Origin of the sequence: Burkholderia sp. THE68 (genome assembly GCF_009938265.1) — a bacterium.
GTDB lineage: Bacteria > Pseudomonadota > Gammaproteobacteria > Burkholderiales > Burkholderiaceae > Caballeronia.
Genome location: NZ_AP022319.1, coordinates 584,239 through 607,656, shown reverse-complemented (window position 1 = coordinate 607,656; position 23,418 = coordinate 584,239). Strand labels below are relative to the sequence as shown.

At 64.3% G+C, this 23,418-nt stretch carries 24 protein-coding genes; 11 read left to right on the top strand and 13 right to left on the bottom strand.

The genetic code is table 11. The features are described 5' to 3' along the window. Positions 1-2: 2 nt before the first annotated feature. The gene (locus BTHE68_RS31330; RefSeq protein WP_162070175.1) at positions 3-758 is read right to left on the bottom strand and encodes a COG4705 family protein; all 756 of its coding nucleotides are present in this window, start codon (positions 756-758) and stop codon (positions 3-5) included. Positions 759-889: 131 nt separating this feature from the next. Here BTHE68_RS31330 and BTHE68_RS31325 point away from each other — a divergent pair, with 131 nt between their 5' ends. Together BTHE68_RS31325 and BTHE68_RS31320 are read left to right on the top strand one after the other, a co-directional pair. Continuing rightward, the gene (locus BTHE68_RS31325) at positions 890-1,714 is read left to right on the top strand and encodes an isocitrate lyase/PEP mutase family protein (RefSeq protein ID WP_162070174.1); all 825 of its coding nucleotides are present in this window, start codon (positions 890-892) and stop codon (positions 1,712-1,714) included. Positions 1,715-1,740: 26 nt separating this feature from the next. Further along, the gene (locus tag BTHE68_RS31320) at positions 1,741-2,139 is read left to right on the top strand and encodes a RidA family protein (protein WP_061177458.1); all 399 of its coding nucleotides are present in this window, start codon (positions 1,741-1,743) and stop codon (positions 2,137-2,139) included. A 12-nt stretch (positions 2,140-2,151) separates the two neighbouring features. Here BTHE68_RS31320 and BTHE68_RS31315 read toward each other — a convergent pair whose 3' ends face one another. From BTHE68_RS31315 to BTHE68_RS31290, 6 genes are all read right to left on the bottom strand, one after another. After that, positions 2,152-3,030: an isocitrate lyase/PEP mutase family protein gene (locus tag BTHE68_RS31315; protein ID WP_162070173.1), complete on the bottom strand. Its 879-nt coding sequence runs from the start codon at positions 3,028-3,030 to the stop codon at positions 2,152-2,154. 20 nt (positions 3,031-3,050) lie between these two features. Further along, the gene (locus tag BTHE68_RS31310) at positions 3,051-4,463 is read right to left on the bottom strand and encodes an MFS transporter (RefSeq protein WP_162070172.1); all 1,413 of its coding nucleotides are present in this window, start codon (positions 4,461-4,463) and stop codon (positions 3,051-3,053) included. Between the two features lie 39 nt (positions 4,464-4,502). After that, on the bottom strand, positions 4,503-5,192 hold the full coding sequence (locus BTHE68_RS31305) for a GntR family transcriptional regulator (RefSeq protein ID WP_232078295.1): 690 nt from the start codon (positions 5,190-5,192) through the stop codon (positions 4,503-4,505). A 103-nt stretch (positions 5,193-5,295) separates the two neighbouring features. Then, positions 5,296-6,111: a cytochrome c gene (locus BTHE68_RS31300; RefSeq protein WP_162070170.1), complete on the bottom strand. Its 816-nt coding sequence runs from the start codon at positions 6,109-6,111 to the stop codon at positions 5,296-5,298. A 93-nt stretch (positions 6,112-6,204) separates the two neighbouring features. Beyond that, positions 6,205-7,761 carry an MFS transporter gene (locus tag BTHE68_RS31295; RefSeq protein WP_162070169.1) on the bottom strand — a complete coding sequence of 519 codons (1,557 nt, stop codon included), beginning with the start codon at positions 7,759-7,761 and terminating at the stop codon, positions 6,205-6,207. Next, positions 7,758-8,237, bottom strand: a complete 480-nt coding sequence (locus BTHE68_RS31290) for a MerR family transcriptional regulator (protein ID WP_162070168.1) — start codon at positions 8,235-8,237, stop codon at positions 7,758-7,760. The genes BTHE68_RS31295 and BTHE68_RS31290 overlap by 4 nt, the downstream gene beginning before the upstream one ends. 173 nt (positions 8,238-8,410) lie before the next feature. Here BTHE68_RS31290 and pssA point away from each other — a divergent pair, with 173 nt between their 5' ends. Next, complete coding sequence (gene pssA / locus BTHE68_RS31285; protein ID WP_162070167.1) at positions 8,411-9,025, top strand: CDP-diacylglycerol--serine O-phosphatidyltransferase; 615 nt, start codon at positions 8,411-8,413, stop codon at positions 9,023-9,025. On the opposite strand, the gene BTHE68_RS31280 is transcribed toward pssA, so the two are convergent. Together BTHE68_RS31280 and BTHE68_RS31275 are read right to left on the bottom strand one after the other, a co-directional pair. Continuing rightward, complete coding sequence (locus BTHE68_RS31280; RefSeq protein ID WP_162070166.1) at positions 9,015-9,971, bottom strand: LysR family transcriptional regulator; 957 nt, start codon at positions 9,969-9,971, stop codon at positions 9,015-9,017. The two genes, pssA and BTHE68_RS31280, sit on opposite strands and share 11 nt — an antisense overlap. A 93-nt stretch (positions 9,972-10,064) precedes the next feature. Then, positions 10,065-11,285 (bottom strand): MFS transporter, encoded by a 1,221-nt coding sequence (locus BTHE68_RS31275; RefSeq protein ID WP_162070165.1) that lies wholly within the window; start codon positions 11,283-11,285, stop codon positions 10,065-10,067. 252 nt (positions 11,286-11,537) lie between these two features. Here BTHE68_RS31275 and BTHE68_RS31270 point away from each other — a divergent pair, with 252 nt between their 5' ends. The 3 genes from BTHE68_RS31270 (at position 11,538) to BTHE68_RS31260 (ending at position 14,553) form a co-directional block, all read left to right on the top strand. After that, positions 11,538-11,894 (top strand): response regulator transcription factor, encoded by a 357-nt coding sequence (locus tag BTHE68_RS31270; RefSeq protein WP_162070164.1) that lies wholly within the window; start codon positions 11,538-11,540, stop codon positions 11,892-11,894. A gap of 138 nt (positions 11,895-12,032) precedes the next feature. Beyond that, the gene (locus BTHE68_RS31265) at positions 12,033-13,883 is read left to right on the top strand and encodes a PAS domain-containing sensor histidine kinase (protein WP_162070931.1); all 1,851 of its coding nucleotides are present in this window, start codon (positions 12,033-12,035) and stop codon (positions 13,881-13,883) included. Continuing rightward, on the top strand, positions 13,873-14,553 hold the full coding sequence (locus tag BTHE68_RS31260; protein WP_162070163.1) for a response regulator transcription factor: 681 nt from the start codon (positions 13,873-13,875) through the stop codon (positions 14,551-14,553). The genes BTHE68_RS31265 and BTHE68_RS31260 overlap by 11 nt, the downstream gene beginning before the upstream one ends. A gap of 7 nt (positions 14,554-14,560) precedes the next feature. On the opposite strand, the gene BTHE68_RS31255 is transcribed toward BTHE68_RS31260, so the two are convergent. Continuing rightward, positions 14,561-14,749, bottom strand: coding sequence for a hypothetical protein (locus BTHE68_RS31255; protein ID WP_232078293.1), 189 nt, complete (start codon positions 14,747-14,749; stop codon positions 14,561-14,563). Positions 14,750-14,859: 110 nt separating this feature from the next. Next, the gene (locus tag BTHE68_RS31250; protein WP_162070162.1) at positions 14,860-16,437 is read right to left on the bottom strand and encodes a sensor domain-containing diguanylate cyclase; all 1,578 of its coding nucleotides are present in this window, start codon (positions 16,435-16,437) and stop codon (positions 14,860-14,862) included. A gap of 397 nt (positions 16,438-16,834) precedes the next feature. Between BTHE68_RS31250 and BTHE68_RS31245 the strand changes: the two genes are divergently transcribed. The 3 genes from BTHE68_RS31245 (at position 16,835) to aroQ (ending at position 19,904) form a co-directional block, all read left to right on the top strand. Next, entirely contained in the window at positions 16,835-18,253 is a 1,419-nt protein-coding gene (locus tag BTHE68_RS31245) for an MFS transporter (RefSeq protein WP_162070161.1), read from the top strand. Positions 18,254-18,350: 97 nt separating this feature from the next. After that, positions 18,351-19,421 carry a Gfo/Idh/MocA family protein gene (locus BTHE68_RS31240; RefSeq protein ID WP_286202805.1) on the top strand — a complete coding sequence of 357 codons (1,071 nt, stop codon included), beginning with the start codon at positions 18,351-18,353 and terminating at the stop codon, positions 19,419-19,421. Between the two features lie 36 nt (positions 19,422-19,457). After that, positions 19,458-19,904, top strand: coding sequence for a type II 3-dehydroquinate dehydratase (gene aroQ / locus BTHE68_RS31235; protein WP_162070160.1), 447 nt, complete (start codon positions 19,458-19,460; stop codon positions 19,902-19,904). A gap of 48 nt (positions 19,905-19,952) precedes the next feature. On the opposite strand, the gene BTHE68_RS36675 is transcribed toward aroQ, so the two are convergent. Together BTHE68_RS36675 and BTHE68_RS31230 are read right to left on the bottom strand one after the other, a co-directional pair. Next, the gene (locus BTHE68_RS36675) at positions 19,953-20,114 is read right to left on the bottom strand and encodes a hypothetical protein (protein WP_174258134.1); all 162 of its coding nucleotides are present in this window, start codon (positions 20,112-20,114) and stop codon (positions 19,953-19,955) included. 64 nt (positions 20,115-20,178) lie between these two features. Further along, positions 20,179-20,367 (bottom strand): hypothetical protein, encoded by a 189-nt coding sequence (locus BTHE68_RS31230; protein WP_225936474.1) that lies wholly within the window; start codon positions 20,365-20,367, stop codon positions 20,179-20,181. A gap of 417 nt (positions 20,368-20,784) precedes the next feature. On the opposite strand from BTHE68_RS31230, the gene BTHE68_RS31225 reads away from it, so the two are divergent. Continuing rightward, positions 20,785-22,185, top strand: coding sequence for an amino acid permease (locus tag BTHE68_RS31225; protein ID WP_162070158.1), 1,401 nt, complete (start codon positions 20,785-20,787; stop codon positions 22,183-22,185). Between the two features lie 25 nt (positions 22,186-22,210). Next, positions 22,211-23,410 (top strand): amino acid aminotransferase, encoded by a 1,200-nt coding sequence (locus BTHE68_RS31220; RefSeq protein ID WP_162070157.1) that lies wholly within the window; start codon positions 22,211-22,213, stop codon positions 23,408-23,410. Positions 23,411-23,418 lie beyond the last annotated feature (8 nt).

The following is a 23,418-nucleotide window of genomic DNA, read 5'->3' as shown; positions in this document are numbered from 1 at the left end:
CCTCAATGCGCCACGCGCGCTGCCCGTTGCCTGAACAACAACCCGCACACGACGATGAACATCGCGAGTGCGATCGACGCGCCATAGCGGCTCATCGCGAGTCCACCGTTCGCGATCGGCTTGTCGAGAAAGTCGCCGACCACGGCGCCGAGTGGCCGCGTCAGAATGAACGCGCTCCAGAACAGCACGGTGCGCGACACCTCCGTGAAGTAGTACGCAAGCACGATCAGCAGCAACAGGCCGCCGAAGATCATCGCCGCGCCCGTGTAGCCGAAGCCCGCGCTGTCGGCGGTCCAGTCGCCGAGCGCGGTGCCGAGCGTCTGCGAGAACATGATCGTCACCCAGTAGAACGCTTCGGCCTTCGGCGATGCGATCGTCGATACCGATACCGAGCCCATCACGCGATGCCACACCACGAGCGACGCAAGCAGCAGCGCGAGCAGGATTGCGCTACCGCCCGCGTAACCGATGCCGAGCGAGCGGTCGGCGAAGTCGGCGAGCGTGGTGCCGACGGTCGTCGTCGCGATGATGGTGATCCAGTAGAGCGCGGGCTGAAACCGGTCCGCCCTGATCTGCGCGATCACCGCGACGACGAAAACCGCCGCGAAGATGAACGTGCTCATCAGATAGCCGAGATTCATCGACATCGAAAGCGCGTCGCCGCCGGTTTCGCCGAGCGTCGTCGCCGCGATCTTGATGATCCAGAACGCGAGCGTCAGCTCCGGAACCTTGGTGAGTGCATGCTTTGCGTGCTCCATGTCGTTTCTCATGGGATGGGAAAGAGGTCAAGCGTAGTGGGCGGTTGCTTAAGAGAGACTTAGTGGTCAGCGCGTTTTTGCGCGATCGAGTATCGTCTACATTCCGACTCGCAGATCGACAGGAGACCCGTATGCCCCGCACCGTCGCCGAGAAACGCGCGGCTTTTCGCGCGCTGCACGAATCCGGTTGTTTCATGTTGCCGAATCCCTGGGATGTCGGTTCCGCGCGTTATCTCGCGACACTCGGCTTCAAGGCGCTCGCGACGACGAGTTCCGGTTTCGCCTGGTCGCGCGGTCACGCGGATAACCACGTGACGCGCGACGCCGTGCTCGCGCACTTGCGCGAGATCGTCGAGGCGACCGACCTGCCCGTGAACGCTGACTTCGAAAGCGGCTTCGGCGCGACGCCGGAGGAAGTCGCGCAGAGCGTGAAGCTGGCGGTGGCAACGGGCGTCGCGGGCTTGTCGATCGAAGACTCGACAGGCGATGCAGCGGCGCCGCTCTTTCCGGTCGATGTCGCCGTGGCGCGCATGAAGGCGGCGCGGCGCGCGATCGATGAAAGCGGCGGCGACACGCTGCTCGTCGGCCGCGCGGAGAATTTCTTCGCAGGCAAGCCCGATATCGACGATGCGATCGCGCGTCTCAAGGCCTATTCCGATGCGGGCGCGGATTGCCTCTACGCGCCGGGCATCAAGACACGCGAGCAGATCGAGGCGGTGGTCAAGGCGGTCGGGCCGAAGCCGGTGAATCTGCTAATCGGCGGCGTATCCGAATTCACTTTGAGCGATGTCGCCGCGCTCGGCGTGCGGCGCGTGAGCGTCGGCGGGGGACTCGCGCGGGCGGCGTGGGGCGGGTTCATCCGCGCGGCGCAGGGACTCGGCGAAGGGCGCTTCGACGGGTTCAAGGACGCGGCGGCGGGCAATGACCTCAACGGAATATTCGACGAGCGCGGATAGTTCCTTACGCAAAGGAGAACATGCACATGGCTCGCGAACTCATCCGCGTCGAACCGCTTTCGACCTGGCTCGAACGATTCAAGGCGCCGACGTCCGCGGTCGCCCGTCACGGCGATACGGTCTACGTTTCGGGCTTTCCACCGTTCGATCCGGAAACCGGCGAAGTCGTTGCGAACGCAACCATCGAACGGCAGACGGAACTGGTGCTTCAGCAGTTGAAGCTGTGCGTCGAGACGGCGGGTTCGTCGCTCGATCAGGTGTTGAAGTGCAATGTCTATTGCACGTCCGTGGATGCGTTTCCTGTCGTGAACGCCGTCTACGGACGCTTCTTCGGACCGAATCCGCCGGCACGCATCTTCATCAACGTGCCGGCGTGGCCGGGCGGCTTCGACATCGAGATCGACTGCGTCGCGGCGCTCGCGTGAGGGCGGATATCGTCAGTCCGCGTGCGCCCGGTCGAATGCCCACACTTCCGGGAATCCCATCAACTCGCACATCTCGGGGAACGGATACATCGCGGCTGAAGCGCTCATCGTGCCTTTGCGCGCGAGAATCTCGCCATAGACATCCTTGAGCGCCTTCGCGACAGACAGAAAACCCGACGCCGGATAAATCGCCAGCGAAAAGCCGAGCTTCTGCAATTCCTCGGGCGCAAGCTGCGGCGTGCGTCCGCCTTCGACGACATTCACGAGCAGCGGCATGTCGAACGCGCGCCCGATCTTCTCCAGTTCCTCGACACTCTCCGGCGATTCGATGAACAACACATCCGCGCCGGCCTTCGCATAAGCTTCGCCGCGACGCAACGCTTCATCGAGCCCGAGCGACGTGCGTGCGTCGGTTCGCGCGACGATCTGGAAATTGCCGTCGCTTCGGCTTTCCACCGCGACCTTGATCTTGCGCACCATGTCTTCGAGCGCGATCACGCGCCGCCCCGGCGTATGACCGCATTTCTTCGGGAACTCCTGATCTTCGAGCTGAATGCCCGCCGCGCCCGCCTGCTCGTAACCGCGCACCGTATGCGCGACGTTCAGCAATCCGCCGTAACCCGTGTCGCCATCGCAGATCATCGGCGTGTTGGTGCCGCCGCAAAACGCCGCCACGCGATCGACCATGTCGGTATAGGTCGCAAGCCCCGCGTCCGGCAGACCGAGGTAGGACGCGACCGTGCCGAAGCCCGTCATATAGAGGCATTCGAAGCCCATCGAGTCGGCCATCTTCGCGGAGATCATGTCGAAGATGCCCGGCGCGGTGACGATCTCCTTGCGCGCGAATCGCGCTTTCAGTGCCTGACGCTTGTCTGCATGCGTAACGCTCATGACGATTTCCTTGGAAAGTTTCAACGATGTGATTCGCGCGACAGCGCCGCTGCCGCGAGCGCGTCATCGGTGGCAGGCGTTGGCGCGATGTCTTCCAGCGAACGGCGATTCGTCTCGATGCCGAACATCGCCAGCACGACGGCCATCACGACGAGCGCGCCGATGATCATCGACAGCACGTCCTTCACGCCGCCCGCCGCGTACATCACGACGACGAGCTGCGGCGCGAAAATGCCGGTGATGCGCCCCGCGCAGCCCGCGATGCCGTTCGCGCGCATGCGGTTCTCGGTGGCGAAAAGCTCGGGAATGTACGTCGCGATGCCGAGCGCGACCATCAGATACGTCAGCGTGAAAAGCAGGAAGCCGAGCAGCGTCGCCATCGCGACGCCGGTGGAATTTCCATACAGCCAGCCGATCACCGCGGCCAGCACCGCGACCGCGATCAGCCCGTTCTTGCGGCCGATCCGGTCGGCGACGAGTACGCCCAACAGCGCGCCCGCCGGCCCGCCGAGCGCCATCAGCGATGAATAGCCGAGCGACGACGCCATGCCCACGCCCTGTTTCATCAGGAACGTCGGCACCCACACGATGAAGCCGTAGATCACCATGTTGATCGCGATCTGCACGACGATCGACACAAACGTGCGGCGAATCTGCGAAGGCGAGAAGAGTTCGAGCAGGGTGGTTTTCTTCGTCACGGTGCGCGGCGTATCGTCGATGGGCGGCAGCGGCGCGTGGCGCGACGACTCTTCTTCGGCGGCGCGCAGGATCGCTTCGGCTTCCTCGTAACGGCCTTTCGATTCGAGCCAGCGCGGCGACTCGGGCATCTTCTTGCGGATCACCCAGACGGCCATCGCGCCCACGCCGACGATCGCGAACATCGCGCGCCAGCCGATCGTCGGAATGATGAGATAGCCGAGGAAGGTCGAGAAAAAGAGCGCCGAGTTCGTGATCAGCGACAGATACGCCGACCATCTGCCGCGCACCGCGGGCGGCATGAACTCGCCGACCGAGCCATAGCCGACGACGATCTCCGCGCCCAGGCCGAGCCCCATGAAGAAGCGGCACACGATGAGCCACGTCATGTCCGGCGCGAACGCGCCCGCCAGCGACGCGAGGCCGAACACCGCGAGGTTGAACTGATAGGTGAACTTGCGGCCTTTCGCATCGCCGAGCACGCCCGCGGTAAACGCGCCGATCAACATGCCGATGAAGGTCGACGAGAGGAACGCGGCGTTGAGCTGCATCGTCGACCAGCCGGTCTTCGAGAGCGCGCCGAGCACGCCGCCCGCGAGATAGACATCGAAGGAATCGAGAAACATGCCCGCGCCGATCAGCCATAACACGCGCTTGTGAAAGCCCGAGATCGGTAATCGGTCGAGGCGGGGACCCGCGTTTACGGTGCTGATCGTCATGCTGTCTGTGGCCGCCATGTCGTGTCTCCGTGTCGATGCTGTTATGACTCGAACCGCTCAAGGCTGGAACGCGGAATGTTCCCTGTCGTGGCGGTCGAGCACCGCCTTTTCGGCGGCGAGGATATGGCAGCGCGTGACGGCTTCCGCCCACGCGGCGTTGCGCTGTTCGAGCGCGAGTACGATTTCGAAGTGCTGACGCGCGCTGCGCTCGCGGTCGCGGTCGTCGTAGGTGTCGAACGTCCATTTGATGAGCGGCGTTTCCTTCATCGACCTGAGCGAGCGGTCGAGACGCGCGTTGTTCGCGGCGGCCGTGATGATCGCGTGGAATTCGCCGTTCGCGGTGAACCACGCTTCGCAGGATTCGGCGGTCGTCGGATGCTGGGTGATGGCGAGCATCGCATCGGCCAGGTCTTTGAGACGCGCAATATCCGATGCGCCGATCGAAAGCGCCGCGCGCCCGGCGAGATACGGCTCGATCAGAAGGCGCGCCTCGAAGATCTCGCGCGCGTCCTGCAAGGTCCACGCTTTCACGCGCACGCCGTAGTTCGGGCGCGTTTCGACCCAGCCTTCGGCATCCAGCCGGCGCAAGGCTTCGCGCACGGGCGTGCGGCTCACACCGAGGCTTCTCGCCAGCACTTCCTCGCGCAGATACTGGCCCGCGCCGTACTGCCCGCCGGCGAGCGCGTCCTTGATGGCGACATAGACGTCGTCCGCGGAACGCGCTGCTTCGGGCGGGATTGTATGCAAAACTGGCTCGATATGCGGCACGATGCGTCCGTTTCAATGACTAACGTCAACATTGTATGCAATGTTGACGCGATGAAACGTGGGGATTTCCCGCAGTGCCCGCTTACTTCCGGTGTTTCGCCATGTAACCGAGATACGCGATGACGGCGTCGAGATCGCCGTCGCTGATGGCGCTTTTGTCGAAGCCGGGCATTTTCATGTCGGGCCAGGCGCGGATCGACTTTGGATTGCGGATGAACGACTTCAGCACCCACGGCTGGAAGTATTCGGTCGGGTTGTGCGGGAGGTTGAGGTCGGGGCCCATCGAGGCATCGCCCGCGCCGTTCATCTTGTGGCAGACCATGCATTGCGTCGCGAGCACGGTCTGTCCGCGGCGAATCGGCGAATCGGCGGGCACGCTCTTGTCGACGGCGATTTGCGGAAACCGCGCGGCGAGCGTCGGCGCGATGCGGATCGCATCGACCTTGAAGGGCCATTGCTCGCTGCTGACGCCCGACGCGCCCGGATCGATCCACACGACATAGAACGGACCGATATCGCCGATGCCCGGCGCTTGCGGCCACGGCGCGTCGGGCGGTTCGATCGCGAGCCACGGTTCGGCGCGCTGCTTCGCGGCGCCGAAGAGCAACTTCGCCGACAGGTGCGTGACGAAGCCATCGGTGCCGGTGATCTGCAACTCCTTGCCTTCGGGCAATGTCGTGATGCCGAGCAGCGCGCGCAGTGGCACCGCGCGATACGTCATCGTGCGGTGGAACGTGACGTCGTTCGGCACGCGGATCGTGGCGGCGTCGGGGCGCGCGAGCAACTGATCGGTCGTGAGCGAGCGTTCGCCGCCGACATTGATCGCGAGGGTCGCGGCAAGCGACGAAGCGCAAGCCAGCATCAGGCTCGCCAGTGCTATTGCATGTCTGAAGCCCATTCGGATCCGCATCCTTTTCTCACGCGCTCTGCCGAACACGAGTCGCATGATTGCACATGGAGGGATCGAATTCCACTTTTGCGGCGCGGCGGTTCAATCGATGCGCGTCTGCCACGCCGCCACCACGCTCGCGCAGAGCGCAATGCCGATGATGTAGTAGAAGCCATCGAGCGAACTGAGAAAATTCGCCTGCTGCGTGACGACGCGGCTGATCTCGACGAGCGCCAGGCTTCTGGCCTCGGACGCGCTGCGCCCCATGTGCTCGAACGTGCCGATCAGGCTCTGATACACACTCTGAAAAGTCGGGTTGAACGGATTGACCGCTTCGACGAGCCGCGTCTGATGCAGCGCGACGCGATGCTGTTCGAGAATGATGATCGTCGCCGTCGAGAACGAATAGGTCAGTTGCTTGACGATGTTCTTGAAGCGATAACCGTGACTGTATTCATCGATTGCGAAGACGCGAAACGTCAGGTTCGCGACCGGCAACGCGATGAAGAGCAGCAGCATGCCGCGCAGGATCATCGGCGCGATGAGCCACGGCATGCTGACATCGGGCGGCAGATTGATCATCCATGTGCCGATGAACGCGGCCATCAGAAAGCCGGTCATGATCAACCACTTCTTGTGTTTGATGCGCGACGAATAGCGAAAATAGACGACCGCCATCGCGAGTGAAACCATCGACGTGAAGCCGACGAGCCGCCCCGCGTTTTCCACCGGATAACCGAGGCCGCCTTCGAGCAGGCGCGAGACGAGAAAGCTCATCGCGTTGTTGATGTAATAGAACGCGATATACAGCACGATGCCCACCTGAAACGTCTTTTCGCGCAGCGCATGCAGCCGCAACAACGGCTTCGGATGATGCCATTGGTGCCACACGAACCATCCGAGCGACAGCAAGCCCACAACCGTCAGCACGATCAACTCGGGCGACGTGCTGAAGAGTTCGAAGCGCACCTGCTGCATGACGATCTGCAGCGCGCCCTGCGCGAACGCGAAGAGAATGTACGGCCAGAAATGCGCGTCGCCGCGCGCCTCGGGCTGCACGCGTCCCGAAGACGGCACGGCGAAGAACGCCAGCACGCCGAGCGCGACGCCCGCGAACGCGGTGCACGAAAAGAGCGCGCGCCAGCCCAGCGACGCGACCAGATACCCGCCGCACAAGGGCGCGAGCGCGGTGCCGAGCAGAATCATGTTGAGAAAGCGGCGCGTCGCGGCGGGGCGCTCTTGCGCACTGAAGCGCGTCTGGATCAGGATGCGCGCGGCGCTCATCATCGGACCGATGAAGTAGCCCTGAAAGCCGCGCGCGAGCGCCAGTTCGATAGCCGATTCGGACAGCGTCGCCGCCACCGCGCCCGCCGCGAAAAGCAGCAGACATCCCGCGATATAGCGCCGGTTGCCGAGCCGCTCGATCCACCATTGCTGCTGCAGGATGCCGAGCACGGACGCCACCGCATACGCGCTCGATGCCCACACGAGCTCATCGGACGATGCATTGATGCCGCCCGCGATATAGCTCGTGAAAAATGAAAAGACGGAATTGTCGAAGTAATCGAGACCCGTGGCGAGCGCGATGGCCCACGGAAACAGATCGCCACGAAAACGCCCGGCGATTTGCTTCGGATATCGAAACGAAGTCGTGGTCATTCGTCGATATCCTTGCGGGGCTTGCGCGCGGCCATGCGTTCCTGCAACAGCGTTTCCTTGCTTTCGCCCGCAATTCTCCGCCGCAGATAATCGAGGTCGCCGGCGAGTTCGCTGCGCACCGCCTGCGCTTCCTTCAGTTCGCGGCGCACGGCGGCGATGCGCGTATCCACCGCTTCGATCTGCTGCGACAGCGCTGCTTCGATTTCGCGCAAGGACGACGCCGAGTAACCGGTGCGGCCTTCGCCTTGCGCTTCCATCGGCCGCTTCAGCATCTCGACGATGCCCTGCAGCGAGAATCCCAGCGAGCGCAGGCGCAGAATCCGCGCAAACAGCTCCAGATCCTGCTCGCTGTAGAGCCGGTAGCGGCCTTCGCTGCGCGTGGGCGTGACGAGTCCGCGCTCCTCGTAATACTTGAGCGTGCGCGGCGTGACTTGCAGGCGCTCGGCGGCGTCGCGGATGGTGAGAAGCGCGGGCATGGCGGATATCCAGATGACGATGCGGATGCCGCGTAGCTTAACACAAACCTGTACGTTCGCGTACAGGTTTGCCGGGCATGCGAGGTGCTTGGGAAAGAGGGTGCGATGATAGACTTGAACGCCTCGCGACGCCGACCGCCGGTGCCGCCCGAACGTCACGACAACAGAAACGAATGAAAGCCAAACGATTCTCGATGATCCGCGATTTCCACCTGGCCGACTGGTTCACGCTGGGTAATGCGGTGTGCGGCACGGGCGCGCTGTTCTCGTCGATGTCCTACCTCGACGATTCCGACGTCCTGCATATCTACCTCGCCTGCGCGCTGGTGTTCGCGGCGCTCGTTTTCGACGTGCTCGACGGCCGCATTGCGCGATGGCGTCAGAAGGCGTCGCTCTTGGGCAAGGAACTGGATTCGCTCGCCGACGTGATCTCGTTCGGCGTCGCGCCGGCGATCATCGGCTATGGATTCGGCATGCGCGGGCTGTATGACCGCGTGATTCTGGCGTATTTCGTCGCGTGCGGCGTGTCGCGTCTCGCGCGCTATAACGTGACGACCGAGGAAATGTCGGGCGCGAGCGGCAAGGTCACGCACTTCGAGGGCACGCCGATTCCCACGTCGTTCGTCATCGTGCTGTTGCTGACCATCGGCGCGTGGTCCGGCGCGATCGGCGAGAGCATGTGGCTCGGCACGGTGCGTTTCGGCGGCTTCACGCTGCATCCGCTCGTGCTGATCTATGCGATTTCCGGCTCGCTGATGATCAGCCGCATTCGCATTCCTAAGCCGTGACCAGTTGCGGCGCGCTCGTCACAGCGCGCGCCGCGCGGCCGGCGCTCACGTCGAACTTTCCCTGTAGCGACGTCGCCAGAAACTCGACGAAAGTCCTGATCTTCGCGTCGACGTGCTGGCGCGACGGATAGACCGCGTACACGCTCGCGCCCCGCAGCGGATAGTCGGGAAAGAGGCGCACGAGACGACCCGCGCTGATGTCATCGGCGACGAAATAATGCGGCATCGCCGAGACGCCCGCGCCCGCCACCAGCGCGACGCGAATCGCTTCGGCGTCGTTCACCACGATCTGATCGGCGGCTTCGGCGTTGCCGGTCCAGCCGGATGCGAGTTCCGCGTGCCAGTCGCACGGATGTGCGAACGGTGCGTTGATGCGCGTGAGCGCGTGCATCGGCAGGTCGCCGACGGATTCCACCGCGTGACGCTTGAGATACGCGGGCGCCGCGACGAGCACGCGCTGAAAGCGCCCGACGATTCGGTAGGTGTGGCCCGAATCGGGCAGCGAGGCCGCCGACAGCACCGACACGTCGAACTGCTCCTGCACGAGATCCGGCATGCCCGGCAGCAGTTTCAGATCGACCGTCACCTGCGGATGCGCGCGCCGGTATTCGACGATCGTCGACATCAGTTGCGTGAGGCCCAGATCGGGCACCGCATGCACCCGCAGGCGGCCGCGCGGGATCGTGGTGGCGTCGCTGGCTTCGGCGTCGGCGGCGTCGATTTCGGCGAGAATCGTCTTGCACTTGCGGTAGTAGCGCTCGCCGCTGTCGGTGAGCGATACGCGGCGCGTCGTGCGCTGCAAAAGCCGCGTGCGCAGCTCGTCTTCGAGCGACACGACCGCGCGCGACACGATGCCCACGCTGCAATCCATGTCTTTGGCGACGCCGCTGAAGCTGCCGGTTTCGGCGACGCGCGAGAACACGCGCATGCTGAAGAGCTTGTCCATGTCCGCTTTACCTCCCGATTCCGATCATGTCATCGATGGAATCAAGATACGTTCGCTAAGCGCTCCACGCCATCAGCCGTGCATACAGCCGGATCATCCTTGCGTATAGGTGCGGGCCGCGTGATGCCGGCCGATCACGATGAAATGCGCCAGCGCGATGAGCGGAAACACCGTCGCGACGGTTGCGACGAGCGTCCAGCCGCCGCGCTCGTAAAGCGGGCTCGCGAACGCCGAACCGATCGCGCCGCCCACGAAGATGCTCGTCATGTACACCGCGTTCAGCCGGTTGCGGCTCGTCGCGTGCAGCGCGTAGATTTCGCGCTGGCCGAGCACCATGTTCATCTGCACGGCGAAATCGAGCACGATGCCGGTCACGACGAGCGCGCCGACGCCCCACGCCGGATGAATCACCACCGGCAGATACGCGACGGCCGCGAGAATCAGCGCGATGAAGGTCGCGCGCACCGTGTGGCCCGCGTCCGCAAGCCGCCCGGCGATGGGCGCGGACGTCGCGCCGGTCGCGCCGATCAGCGCGAAGATGCCGATGGCCGTCTGCGTGAGCCCGTAATGCCGCGTCAGCTCGACGGGAATCGCGGTCCAGAACAGACTGAACGACGCGAACATCAGCCCCTGATAGAGCGAGCGATGCCGCAGGACCGGCATCGTACGCACGAGATGGCCGAGCGAGCCGATCAACTGAAAGTACGTCGCCCTGTGATCCGGCTGACGGCGCGGGATCGTGAGCGCGAGCACGGTCGTGATGCCGATCATCAATACGGCGGCGGCGCCGAACATCGCGCGCCAGCCGAAGTGACCCGCGACGAGACTCGATATCGGCCGCGACAGCAGAATGCCGAGCAGCAGCCCGCTCATGATGGTGCCGACCACCTTGCCGCGCGATTCGTCGGGCGCAAGATGCGCCGCGAGCGGAATCAGGATCTGCACCGCCACCGATGAAAAGCCGATCGCGAGCGAGATCACGAGAAACCAGCCGGGCGTGTGCGTGAACGTGGCGGCGGTGAGGCTCGCGATCGATACCAGCGCGGTCGCGATCATGAGCTTGCGATTTTCCAGCAGATCGCCGAGCGGCACGATGAAGAACAGCCCGAGTGCATAGCCGATCTGCGTGAGCGACACGATCAGGCTCGCCGTGCCGCCCGCCATGTGCAGGTCGGGCGCGATGAGTTCGGTGATCGGCTGCGCGTAATACAGATTGGCGACGATCGCGCCGCAGCAGAACGCGAAGAGCGCGATCAGGCCGCGCGTGAGCTCGACGTGCTTGCCGTCGAGCGCGGTCGATGTTGGAGTCGACATAAGGGTTTCCAGGGAGGCAGATCGGGACTATACGGTTTTGCCGCGCAACGCGCTCGACACGCCGTTCACCCGGTTTCATCACAGGAATGCCGGATTGGAAGCAAACGCTGCAAACCTATACGTACATATGATTTTCCGGGCGACGCCGCGTGCGTAAGATGACCTTCATTCAGGCGGTGGACCTGTCCCATGCCCGCCGACATTCACGCACGGCCCAGGACTACGCCCTTGCAATCCCCATCGAGAGTTTCCGTGATCGACGATGACGAATCCGTCCGCGTCGCCTCTTCAAGCCTGTTGCGCTCGCTTGGCTGGGAGGTCAGTCTGTATCCGTCGGCGGAGTCGTTTCTCGACGATGACTCGCTCGACGGTCTCGCGTGCATCATCACCGATCTCAACATGCCCGGCATGTCCGGCCTGCAACTGCAACAGCGCCTGCGCGAGCTGAAGCCGGGCGTGCCGGTCATGTTCATCACCGCATTCGCATCGGACGCCGCGCGCCGTCAGGCGCTCGACGGCGGCGCGGTGTGCTTTCTCGGCAAGCCTGTCGACGGCGCGGCAGTCGCGGATTGTCTGGAGCGCATCAGGCAAGGCTTTTTGAAGGGCTAGAATTCATTTCGTAATGGTTTCGATGCGTCGCGCGCCAATCGCGACTTTTCAACGAACGTCTTTTTTCGAACGCTCAATGACCCAGTCGCTCGTCTCGTTCGTCGTTCGTTTCCATTCGCCGGCGTCAGACCGGCCGTGATGGAGACATTCCAGAGCGCGCCGCGCGCGGCGCGTCACGATACCCGCATCGTGTCGATGCTCGCGGCCGCCATCGCGCTGGGCGTGTTCCTGATCGACGCCCTCACGCCACTCGATATCGCCATCGCGGTGCTGTATGTGGTCGTCGTGCTGCTCGTCGCGTCGACGGGCAATCGCGCCGCGACCGTCACCATCGCGTGGGGCTGCGTCGTGCTGACGCTCGTCGGCTTCATTCTTTCGCACGACCAGAACGTGTCGGGCGGCGCGCTCGCGCGCTGCGCGGTGAGTCTCGTCGCGATCGGCACGACCGCCGTCCTTTCGCTGCGCAATCAGGCCACCACGACCAAGATGCAGGAGCAGCTCGAACTGCTCAATCTCGCGCACGACGCGATCGTCGCGCACGACATGAACGACCGCATCACGTTCTGGAATCGCGGCGCCGAAGCGCTCTACGGCTGTCCGGCGCACGAGGCGCTCGGCCAGCCGATCCATCGCATGACGCAAGCGCACTCGCCCGTGCCGCACGCGCAGATCCGCGCGGAACTGCTGCGCTCGGGCCGCTGGGACGGCGAGATCACGCGCGTGCGCCACGATGGCAGCGAGATCGTGATCGCGAGCCGCGCGGCCTTGCTGCGCGATGCGAAAGGCCAGCCGCGCGCGGTGCTCGCGACGAGCAACGACATCACGCAGCGCAAGCGCATGGAAGCGGAGTTGCAGCGTCAGCGCGACGCGTTGAAGCGCAGCGAGGCGTTCCTGCTCGACGCGCAACGCCTGTCGCGCACGGGCAGCATCGCGACGCGCCTGCCCGCCGGCACGATGTGGTGGTCCGACGAGGCGTATCGCATCTTCGATTACCCGCGCGATATCGAACTGTCCATCGACGCGATTCTCGCGCGCACGCATCCCGACGACGTCGAGATCGTGCGCGGCGCGCATCACGCGGCGCTCGACGGCGCGTGCGACATCGACGTGGAGCATCGTCTGCTGTTGCCGGACGGCACGGTGAAGCACGTGCATTTCGTCGCGCATCGCGCATCGACGGAAGCCGATGGCGATGAATACGTCGGCGCGCTCATGGACGTCACCGACACCAAGCTCGCGCAAGAAGCGCTCGCGCGCTCGACCGCCGAGCTCGCGCACGTCACGCGCGTCACGATGCTGGGCGAACTGGCCGCGTCGATCGCGCATGAAGTCACGCAGCCGATGGCCGCGATCGTCACGAGCGGCGACGCCGGCTTGCGCTGGCTCAACCGCGCGCAGCCGGAAATCGCGGAGGCGCAGCAATCGATCACACAGATGATTCGCGACGCCAGGCGCGCGAGCGAGGTCATCGCACGCATTCGCGCGATGGCGAGAAAGCGCGACAGCCAGCCCGCCACGCTCGATGTGAACGAGATCGTCGGCGAGACGATCGAACTCGTGCGGCGCGAGCTTGCGCGTCATCGCGTGGAGGTGCGCACCGAACTCGCGACGCCCGCGCCGACCGTGCAGTGCGATCGCGTGCAGTTGCAGCAGGTGCTCATCAACCTGATCATGAACGCCGCGCAGGCGATGTCCGGCGTGAACGGGCCGCGCGTGCTGCGCGTCGCGACGGGCGGGAGTCTGAGCGATGAAGGCTGTGTGCAGATCACGGTGCAGGATTCCGGCACGGGCATCAGCGAGGACAACGCCCGCCGCCTCTTCGACGCGTTCTTCACGACGAAGGCCGAAGGCATGGGCATGGGTTTGTCGATTTGCCGTTCGATCATCGAGGCGCACGGCGGCAGGATCTGGGCGGAATCGCCCGATGAAGGCGGCGCGCGCTTGCGCTTCGTGCTGCCCGAACACGCAGGGGGAGACGATGAGCATTGACAGGGACGCGGACACGAAGACGAGCGGCGCGATGGTCTACGTGGTCGACGACGACGAATCGATGCGCGACGCGCTGCGCATGCTGCTGCGCTCGGTCGGCCTGAGCGTGATGACGTTCGCGTCCGCGCATGAATTCCTCGCGTACGACATGCCCGAGGTGCCGAGCTGCCTGATTCTCGACGTGCGTCTGAAGGGGCAAAGCGGACTCGCGGTGCAGGAGCAGATGGCCGCGAGCCAGCTCGGCTTGCCGATCGTCTTCATGACGGCGCACGGCGATATCGCCATGACGGTGAAGGCGATGAAAGCCGGCGCGAAGGACTTTCTCGCCAAACCGTTCCGCGATCAGGACATGCTCGATGCCGTCGCGCAGGCGCTGGAGGCCGATCAGGAACGGCGCGCGGCGAGCCGCTCGGTGGCCGACTTGCGGCGCTCGTACGATTCGCTGACGCCGCGCGAGCGCGAAGTGATGGCGTTCGTCGTATCGGGTCTGATGAACAAGCAGATCGCGGCGGAAATGAGCCTGAGCGAAATCACGGTGAAGATTCATCGCGGCCAGGCGATGAAGAAAATGGCGGCGCGCTCGCTCGCCGATCTCGTGCTGAAAGCCGAAGCCCTCGGCGTGAAGATGCCGCAGGGCGCATCGACGCCGTCGCGCGCGCAGCGGCCCTGAAGTCGGCTTAGCGTTGCGGCGTCGTGATGGACGCCATGTCCTCGGTGAGCGCGATGCGTTCCAGCGGCAATTCCGTGTCGTAACCGGCGCGATCGAGCGCGCTCCAGTCGTGCGGCGCGTTCACCGAATACCACGTTCCGAACGCCAGCACGGCGGCGCAACCCGATAACAGCCTGCGTGTCGATGTATCGCTCATGGTGCGCTCCGTTTGCCTGACGATGACATCAGGATAAGGATGCGCGTGTGCGTTGGCCATTCTACGAACGACTCGGCGCGGTTATACGAACGTGTGATGTGTCGTCCCGATTACCACGCCCGCCCTCTATCCCCCAACGCGGCGACAACCTGCTCGTCATTGGCCACCGCTTCGCCGTCCCGGTCGGAGAACCGATAGCCGCCGCGTTCCTCGGACTTCGCCTCGTACAGCGCGGCATCGGCGCGTTTCAGCGCGCTCTCGAACGGCTCATAAGGCCGCGCGAGCGCGATGCCGATGCTCACGCCCACCCGCAGCGTCTGCCCGGACGCGAGCGCGTACACCGCCGACAGCTCGCGGATGATCTTGCGCGCGAAGGCCGCGATCGACGCGTCCGCGATATAGGTCGCGACGATCGCGAATTCATCGCCGCCGAGGCGCGCGGCGAGTTCGCCGTGACGCATCACGTTGCGCAGGCGGTCGGCGACGAGCTTCAGCAGTTCGTCGCCCGCATTGTGGCCGTAGGTGTCGTTCACGCGCTTGAAGCCGTCGAGATCGACGTACATCACCATCACTTTGTCGCGGCCCGCGCCGCCCGCCATCAGACGCTCGGCGTGATCGCCGAGATAGCGCCGGTTCGGCAGGCCGGTCAGCGAATCGTGATGCGCCCAGTGCAGGATCTTCGCCTCGGCTTTGCGGCGCTCCGTCACGTCCTCGATGATGATGACCGAACTGCCGTCCGGCACCGGGTTGCGGCTCAGTTCGAGATGCCGGCCATCGCGCAACGGCAGATCGAGCGGCAGATTGCCGTCCTTGAGCCACTGCGCACAGCGCTCGGAGAACTGCGCGCGCAGCGCTTCGCCGAATTTCGCGAGACCCACATAGCCGATGAATTCCGGCAAGGACACGTTCAGCCGCAGCATTTCGACGGTCGCGCCGAACAGCTCGGCCGCCTTGCGATTCGCGATCACCACCTTGCCCGCCGCATCCACCGTGCAAAGGCCGTGCGGCATGTGCGCGAGCGCCGCGTCGAAGCGCGCGGCGATTTCGGCGTGGCCCTGCTCGGCGGTCATCAGCGCGACGAGCCCGCGATAGTGGCGCTGCACGACCGCGACCATCGCGCCGGCGTAGAGAAAGAGCGGCGGCACGAGAATCCAGTAACCGGCCGGACCGAACAGCCCGCCGACGCCGATCGGCAGCGCGCCGAGACACACCTGCGCGATCGCCAGATGCGGCGTGCCCGCGTTGCGCGACGCGATGCCGCCGAGCAGGCCCGCCGTCACCATGATCGCGAGCGAGGTCAGCACGGCGTCGCCGGAGATGACGCAGGCCATCGTGCCGAGGCCGGTCACGAGACACGTCGCGAGCGCGAACGGCGCGTAACGCGCGGCCCACGGACCGGGATGCGGCGCGCTCGGGCGGCTCAGCGCGCGATAGCGGCACACGATGAACAGGCGCGCGGCGAGCAACAGCGCATCGGCGGCGACCCAGAGAATCGTCCAGACGGCCTGCAGGCGGCCGAGCGCGATCATCGCGACGAACGCGCTCGAGATGCCGGACAAGAGGAGCGGGCGGACGTCCTCGACGAGCGTCGACAGCAGCGACGCGCGAATGGCGGCCGTGATGCGTCCGTCCTCTGTCGCCGGCGGCGTGGCCAGAATCGAATCGATCAAGGACGGGTTGCCTGACATACGGAAGACCGGGCCAGCGAGAGGGCGAAATGAGGGCGGCGGCGATGCCGTCACCGCCGGTACTCGTGTTTACGGCTTCGTCTGCACAAGCTTTAGGCAAGACGCGGGCGAGTCGATATAGATTATTCGCCCGGAGCGCATTCTGACTTTCCTTTGCGCTGGATTATGTTTTTTCGCCGGCATAGTAATTTATCGCTCAATCCTTTCATCGATTGGGGGCGCCCGGGTTTTGCCTCATCGAAAGCTTTCGATACAGGGGCGATGATGGCTGGATGTCCGTTGCGCGAGCAACGGGCATCGTCCGTCGAGAAAAGAAGGCAACTGTGATATCGGTACAGAAGCATCGTCGCGACGATGGCCGCAGAAACCGTCGGGCGAGCCCATAAAAGGAGACGTCATGGACACGAAGCCTGCCTCATCCGGTGCATCACGCGAGTCGCACGCCGAGCACCACAAGCAGACGAAGAAGGCCACCGCGAGCGGCTGGATAGGCTCCGCGCTCGAATACTACGATTTCTTCATCTACGCGCAGGCCGCGGCGCTGATCTTTCCACAACTCTTCTTTCCATCCGGCAACCCCAAAGTGGCGATCGTCGCCTCGCTGGCGACATACGGCGTAGGCTACGTCGCGCGGCCGATCGGCGCGTTCGTGCTCGGCCACTGGGGCGACACGCACGGCCGCAAGACCGTGCTCGTGCTGTGCATGTTCCTGATGGGCGGCTCGACGATGGCGGTCGGTCTGCTGCCGACCTACCACAGCGTCGGCATGCTCGCGCCGACCTTGCTCGTGATCCTGCGCCTCGTCCAGGGCTTCGCGGTCGCGGGCGAAATCTCCGGCGCGAGTTCGATGATTCTGGAGCACGCGCCATTCGGCCGGCGCGGTTTCTTCGCGAGCTTCACGCTGCAGGGCGTGCAGGCCGGGCAGATTCTCGCGGCCGCGGTGTTCCTGCCGCTCGCGTACTACATGCCCGAGGACTCGTTCAATTCGTGGGGCTGGCGCATTCCGTTCCTGCTCTCGGCAGTCGTGCTGATCGCGGGCTATATCATCCGGCGTGAAGTGCACGAAACGCCCGCCTTCGAGAAGGAAGGCGAAAAGGGCGCGGTGCCGCGCTCGCCGATCGTCGAGGCCTTCAAATACAACCTCGGCGACATGATCCGCGTCGTCTGCATGGCGCTGATGAACGTGATTCCCGTGGTGGCGACGATCTTCGGCGCGGCCTACGCGGTGCAGGCGGCCTACGGCGTCGGCTTTCACAAGAGCGTGTATCTGTGGATTCCGGTCGTCGGCAATATCCTCGCCGTGATCGTGATTCCGATCGTCGGCAATCTCTCCGACAAGATCGGGCGCAAGCCTCCGATCATCTTCGGCGCGATCGCCTCGGGCCTGATGTCGTATCTGTATCTCTACGCGATCAGCATTCACAGCGTCGGCCTGGCGATTGTCGCGTCGCTGCTGATGTGGGGCATCGTCTATCAGGGCTATAACGCAATTTTCCCGAGCTTCTATCCCGAGCTCTTCCCGACGCGCACGCGCGTCTCCGCGATGGCGATCTCGCAGAACGTCGGCACGACGATCACCGCGCTCCTGCCCGCGCTCTTCGCGACCGTCGCGCCGCCGGGATCGACCAACATCCCGGTTCTGATCGGCTCGATCACGCTCGCGGTGACGATCATCGCGGCCATCGCGGCCTGGAGCGCGCGGGAGACGTATCGCATTCCGCTCAGCCAGCTCGGCGAACGGGATGCACGGCCGGTCGAGAAAACGGAATACGACCGGCTGCGCGCGGAATCGGTGGCGAACGCGCGCGTTTCGTAAGGCTCTCTCCCTCGATTGATTTTCTGACGGCGGCGCGTGGACCGCGCCGTCCGCGTGCCCTCGCGCGCGCTCGTTTTATCAACCTCGGTAAATTCAAGTGAATACGGACACAGGCAACTCCCCGGTTAAGACACGCATCGCGGTGGCCGGCGCGGGCTATATCGGTCAGGCGCACATGGGCGTCGCGCAGTCGAGCGCGACCTGCACGCTCTGTGCGATCGTCGATCCGGCGCCCGCCGCCGTCGATATCGCGGCGAAGGCGGGCGTGCCGCTCTACCGCACGCTCGATGATTTGTTCGCCAAAGACCGCCCCGATGGCATCGTGCTCGCGACGCCGAATCAGTTGCACGTCGAACATGCGCGCGTCTGTCTCGCGGCGGGCGTGCCGACGCTGCTGGAAAAGCCGATCGCGCCGACCGTCGACGAAGCCCAGGCGCTCGTCGATGAAGTGGAGCGCTCAGGCGCGAAGGTGCTGATCGGACATCATCGCGCGCACAGCCCGATCATGGCGCGCGCGAAGCAGGTGATCGACGAAGGGCGGCTCGGCAAGCTCGTCGCGGTGATGGGCAGCGCGGTGTTCTTCAAGCCCGACGAGTATTACGCCAGCGCACCGTGGCGGCGCGAGCCGGGAGGCGGGCCGATCCTGCTCAACATGATTCACGAGGTGCACAACCTGCGCATGCTGTGCGGCGATATCGTCGCGGTGCAGGCGTTCGCATCGCAGGCGACGCGCGGCTTTCCCGTCGAGGACACGGTCGCGATCAATCTGCGTTTCGCGAGCGGCGCGCTCGGCACCTTCATGCTGTCGGACACCGCCGCGTGCCCGCGCAGCTGGGAACAGACCTCGCAGGAAAACAAGGCGTATTCGACCTATCCCGACGAAGACTGCTACGTGATCGCGGGCACCTTCGGCTCGCTTTCGGTGCCGACGATGCGTCTGAAGTCCTACGGCGCTGCGTCCGACCGCTCGTGGTGGAAGCCGTTCGAGGAAAGCATCGTGCCGATGCAGCGCGACGATCCGCTCGCGCATCAGATGGAACATTTCGGGCGCGTGGCGCGCAGCGAAGCCGAGCCTATTGTCAGCGCACGCGACGGGCTGCAGAATCTGCGGATCACCGAAGCTATCGTTCTCGCGGCGACGAGCGGCAAGATCGTCGAGACCGCCTGAGTCTTTTCAATTCCCCATTCCGTTCAAGGAAATCACATGGCAAAGATCCTGACGCTGCACGGCGTCAACCTCAACATGTTCGGCAAGCGCGATCCGAAGCAGTACGGCACGGCGACGCTCGCGCAGATCGACGAGCAAATGGCTGCGCTGGGCAAGGAGCTGGGCGTGGACGTGGAGTGCTATCAGACGAACATCGAAGGCGAGATGTGCTCGCGCATTCATCGGGCGTTCGAGGAAAAGGTCGATGCGATCGTCATCAACGCGGGCGCGTGGACGCATTACAGCTACGCGATCCGCGATGCCCTCGCCATTCTGACGGCGCCGGTCATCGAAGTGCACATGTCGCACGTGCACGCGCGGGAGGAGTTCCGCCACAAATCGGTGTTCGCGGAAATCGCGAAGGGACAGATTTCCGGCTTCGGCGTGGACAGCTATCTGCTGGGCTTGCGCGCCGCGGTCGCCGCGATCGGCGCGGGCAAGTAATACCCCGACGCGCTGGCGAGGCGTGCGCGCCTCGCCGGTTTCATCGGGTCAGACCGGGCGGCCGTAGTCGCCCGAGCGGTTCGCTTTCGGCTCGCGCTCGCTTTGCACGCGCAGCGGTTCCTGATTGCGCTGCGCCGCGCCGCGGATGAACAGCACCGCGCAGATCGCGCAAATTCCCCATACAGCCGCGATGATGGTCAAGTAGTTCATGTGTCCTTCCCCGATGGTCGCGGGCGGCCTGCGGCCGCTTCCGCGCTAGGTCCCTATATTTCCTTTACGGCTGCGACGCGGGCATCGTCAGCAACTGGCCGATCAGATGTTGCGCAAGCTCCTGCTGCTCGGTGATCGTCACGGCGTCTTCGTCCGTGGCGTCGCGTCCGGCGTGCAGCTTGCCGGCGAGTCGCATGATGTCGTCCGACACCGACTGCAGCGTGCGCAGCAACTCGGCCTGCGTAGCCGGCATGCTGTACTGCGATCCTTCAGCGAAACACTGCGCCGTTCGATGCGGCCTGGCGTTTCCTTCCATCGTCTGATACATGGCGACCCCGTCGTGAGTGGATGATGGGATTCTCCCGCCACCACGCCTCGGGCAATCCTCCGAACAACACCTGATTTCGGCCTCAAATCGTTTGCTGTGCGGATCTAAAGTTCTCAGATACGGCCGCGAATGGTCCGCCCAACAAGGCTTCGCGGGTCGCCGGGCGGTAAAATCGCAGCTCCGTCTTCGAATAATCGGCTCTTTTTTCATTGCCCTATGGGTCCGTCCGCACCAAAAAACAACAGTTTCCGCCCGAAACGGCAGCAGAAATGTGGGCGAAACGACATAGGCGTACATGCGGTCATATCAAAGCGGTAACTTTTGCGGCACACAGGCATCGACATGATTTCCGGCGACACCCACGAAGCACCACACCACGAAACACTCAGGCGGGGACTCAAGAGCCGCCATATCCAGCTGATCGCGCTCGGCGGCGCGATCGGCACGGGGCTGTTCCTCGGCGTCGCGCAGACCATCAAGCTCGCCGGGCCGTCGGTGCTGCTCGGCTACGCGATCGCCGGCCTGATGGCGTTCTTCATCATGCGGCAGCTCGGCGAGATGATCGTCGACGAGCCGGTCGCGGGTTCGTTCAGCCATTTCGCCGACAAGTACTGGGGCCACGCCGCCGGTTTCATCTCCGGCTGGAATTACTGGGCGATCTACATCCTCGTCAGCATGGCGGAGCTGTCGGCCATCGGCATCTACATGCAGTACTGGTGGCCGGGCCTGCCGACGTGGATATCGGCGCTCGCGTGCTTCGTGATCGTCAATGCGATCAACCTGACGAGCGTGAAGTCCTACGGCGAGACCGAGTTCTGGTTCGCGATCGTGAAAGTGGCGGCGATCGTCGGGATGATCCTGTTCGGCGGCTATCTGCTCGCGTCGGGCAAGGCGGGGCCGGAGGCGAGCGTCGCGAACCTGTGGCGGCTCGGCGGCTTCTTTCCGCACGGCGTGAACGGGCTGGTGATGTCGATGGCCGTGATCATGTTCTCGTTCGGCGGCCTCGAACTCGTGGGCATCACGGCGGCGGAAGCGGAAGATCCGTCGAAGAGCATTCCGCGCGCGACCAATCAGGTGATCTATCGCATCCTGATTTTCTATGTCGGCGCGCTCGGCGTGCTGCTCGCGCTGTATCCGTGGGACAAGGTCGCGACCGGCGGCAGTCCGTTCGTGCTGATCTTCCGCGAGATGAACAGCACGCTCGTGGCGAACGTGCTCAACGTGATCGTGCTGACGGCTGCGCTGTCGGTGTACAACAGCGGCGTGTATGCGAACAGCCGCATGCTGTACGGCCTCGCGCAACAGGGCAACGCGCCGCGGGCGCTGCTCAACGTGAGCCGACGCGGCATTCCGCTGACGGCGCTCGCGGTGTCGGCGTTCGTCACGGCGGCGTGCGTGGTCATCAACTATCTGATTCCGGGGCGCGCGTTCGGCCTGCTGATGGGCCTCGCGGTATCGGCGCTCGTCATCAACTGGGCGATGATCAGCATCATCCACGTCATGTTCCGGCGGCGCAAACGCGCGAGCGGCGCAACGACGTCGTTTCCGAGCTTCGGCTTTCCGTTCACGAACTACGTCGTGCTGGCGTTTCTGGCGGGCATCGTGTGGGTGATGTTCGAGACGCCCGACCTGCGCCTCTCGGTGTATCTGATTCCGGTTTGGCTGGCCGTGCTCGGAATCGGCTACTATCTCAAAAAAAGGGGCGCTGACGCCACGCGCGCCGATCGCCTTCCATCTCGCTGATCACTCGTCCTGACACCCTCACACCATGTTCGAACATATCGATGCCTATCCCGGCGACCCGATTCTCTCGCTGAACGAAAACTTCCAGAAGGACCCGCGCACCAACAAGGTCAACCTGAGCATCGGCATCTACTTTGACGACGAAGGCCGTCTGCCCGTGATGCATGCGGTGCGCGAAGCGGAACTGTCGATCGCGAAGGAGCCCGGTGCGAAGCCCTATCTGCCGATGGCCGGTTTCGCGCATTATCGCGATGCCGTGCAGGCGCTCGTGTTCGGCCACGACAGCCCGCCGCGCGCGGACGGACGTATCGCCAGCGTGCAGACGCTCGGCGGTTCGGGCGCGCTGAAGGTTGGCGCCGATTTCATCAAGCGCTATTTCCCGCAATCGAAAGTGTGGGTGAGTGATCCGACGTGGGAAAACCACCGTTTCATCTTCGAGCGCGCGGGCTTCGAAGTGAACACGTACCCGTATTACGACGAAGCCACCGGCGGCCTTCGCTTCGACGCAATGCTCGACGCCATCGACAAGCTGCCCGCGAAGAGCGTCGTGCTGCTGCATGCGTGCTGCCATAACCCGACCGGCGTCGATCTCGACGAAGCGCAGTGGGTGAAGCTCATCGACGTGCTGCAGAAACGCGATCTGCTGCCGTTCGTCGACATGGCGTATCAGGGCTTCGGCGCCGGCCTCGACGACGACGCGTTCGCCGTGCGCGAACTCGCGCGCCGTGGCGTGCCGGCGTTCGTCGCGAATTCGTTCTCGAAGAATTTTTCGCTGTACGGCGAGCGTTGCGGCGGCCTGCACGTGATCTGCGACGATGCCGCCGAAGCCGACCGCGTGCTCGGCCAACTGACGAGCGCGGTGCGCGCGAACTACAGCAATCCGCCGACGCACGGCGCGAAGATCGTCACGCACGTGCTGAACACGCCGGCGCTCAGGCAGTCGTGGCAGGAAGAACTCGCGTCGATGTGCCAGCGCATCGCACGCATGCGCCAGGCAATTCACGACGGCCTGAAGGATCACGTGCGCGGCGAAATGCTCACGCGCTACATCAGGCAGCGCGGCATGTTCACGTACACGGGCCTGGTCGCTGAGCAGGCGGACCGTCTGAAGGAGGAATTCGGCGTGTACATCCTGCGCTCGGGGCGCATGTGCGTCGCGGGCCTGAACGACAGCAACGTGCAAGTCGTCGCCGATGCGATCGGCAAGGTGCTTGCAGCGAAGTAAGCACGTTC

What these genes read in the sequence shown, in the direction of transcription:
- BTHE68_RS31300 (WP_162070170.1), bottom strand. Translation starts at nt 6,111, where the DNA reads ATGGGCTTCAGACATGCAATAGCACTGGCGAGCCTGATGCTGGCTTGC.
- BTHE68_RS31265 (WP_162070931.1), top strand. Translation starts at nt 12,033, where the DNA reads ATGGAGACATTCCAGAGCGCGCCGCGCGCGGCGCGTCACGATACCCGC.
- BTHE68_RS31245 (WP_162070161.1), top strand. Translation starts at nt 16,835, where the DNA reads ATGGACACGAAGCCTGCCTCATCCGGTGCATCACGCGAGTCGCACGCC.
- BTHE68_RS31220 (WP_162070157.1), top strand. Translation starts at nt 22,211, where the DNA reads ATGTTCGAACATATCGATGCCTATCCCGGCGACCCGATTCTCTCGCTG.
- BTHE68_RS31290 (WP_162070168.1), bottom strand. Translation starts at nt 8,237, where the DNA reads ATGCCCGCGCTTCTCACCATCCGCGACGCCGCCGAGCGCCTGCAAGTC.
- BTHE68_RS31315 (WP_162070173.1), bottom strand. Translation starts at nt 3,030, where the DNA reads ATGAGCGTTACGCATGCAGACAAGCGTCAGGCACTGAAAGCGCGATTC.
- BTHE68_RS31260 (WP_162070163.1), top strand. Translation starts at nt 13,873, where the DNA reads ATGAGCATTGACAGGGACGCGGACACGAAGACGAGCGGCGCGATGGTC.
- BTHE68_RS31325 (WP_162070174.1), top strand. Translation starts at nt 890, where the DNA reads ATGCCCCGCACCGTCGCCGAGAAACGCGCGGCTTTTCGCGCGCTGCAC.
- BTHE68_RS31225 (WP_162070158.1), top strand. Translation starts at nt 20,785, where the DNA reads ATGATTTCCGGCGACACCCACGAAGCACCACACCACGAAACACTCAGG.
- BTHE68_RS31295 (WP_162070169.1), bottom strand. Translation starts at nt 7,761, where the DNA reads ATGACCACGACTTCGTTTCGATATCCGAAGCAAATCGCCGGGCGTTTT.
- BTHE68_RS31255 (WP_232078293.1), bottom strand. Translation starts at nt 14,749, where the DNA reads ATGAGCGATACATCGACACGCAGGCTGTTATCGGGTTGCGCCGCCGTG.
- BTHE68_RS31230 (WP_225936474.1), bottom strand. Translation starts at nt 20,367, where the DNA reads ATGCCGGCTACGCAGGCCGAGTTGCTGCGCACGCTGCAGTCGGTGTCG.
- BTHE68_RS31275 (WP_162070165.1), bottom strand. Translation starts at nt 11,285, where the DNA reads ATGTCGACTCCAACATCGACCGCGCTCGACGGCAAGCACGTCGAGCTC.
- pssA (WP_162070167.1), top strand. Translation starts at nt 8,411, where the DNA reads ATGAAAGCCAAACGATTCTCGATGATCCGCGATTTCCACCTGGCCGAC.
- BTHE68_RS31280 (WP_162070166.1), bottom strand. Translation starts at nt 9,971, where the DNA reads ATGGACAAGCTCTTCAGCATGCGCGTGTTCTCGCGCGTCGCCGAAACC.
- BTHE68_RS31330 (WP_162070175.1), bottom strand. Translation starts at nt 758, where the DNA reads ATGGAGCACGCAAAGCATGCACTCACCAAGGTTCCGGAGCTGACGCTC.
- aroQ (WP_162070160.1), top strand. Translation starts at nt 19,458, where the DNA reads ATGGCAAAGATCCTGACGCTGCACGGCGTCAACCTCAACATGTTCGGC.
- BTHE68_RS31320 (WP_061177458.1), top strand. Translation starts at nt 1,741, where the DNA reads ATGGCTCGCGAACTCATCCGCGTCGAACCGCTTTCGACCTGGCTCGAA.
- BTHE68_RS31310 (WP_162070172.1), bottom strand. Translation starts at nt 4,463, where the DNA reads ATGGCGGCCACAGACAGCATGACGATCAGCACCGTAAACGCGGGTCCC.
- BTHE68_RS36675 (WP_174258134.1), bottom strand. Translation starts at nt 20,114, where the DNA reads ATGAACTACTTGACCATCATCGCGGCTGTATGGGGAATTTGCGCGATC.
- BTHE68_RS31250 (WP_162070162.1), bottom strand. Translation starts at nt 16,437, where the DNA reads ATGTCAGGCAACCCGTCCTTGATCGATTCGATTCTGGCCACGCCGCCG.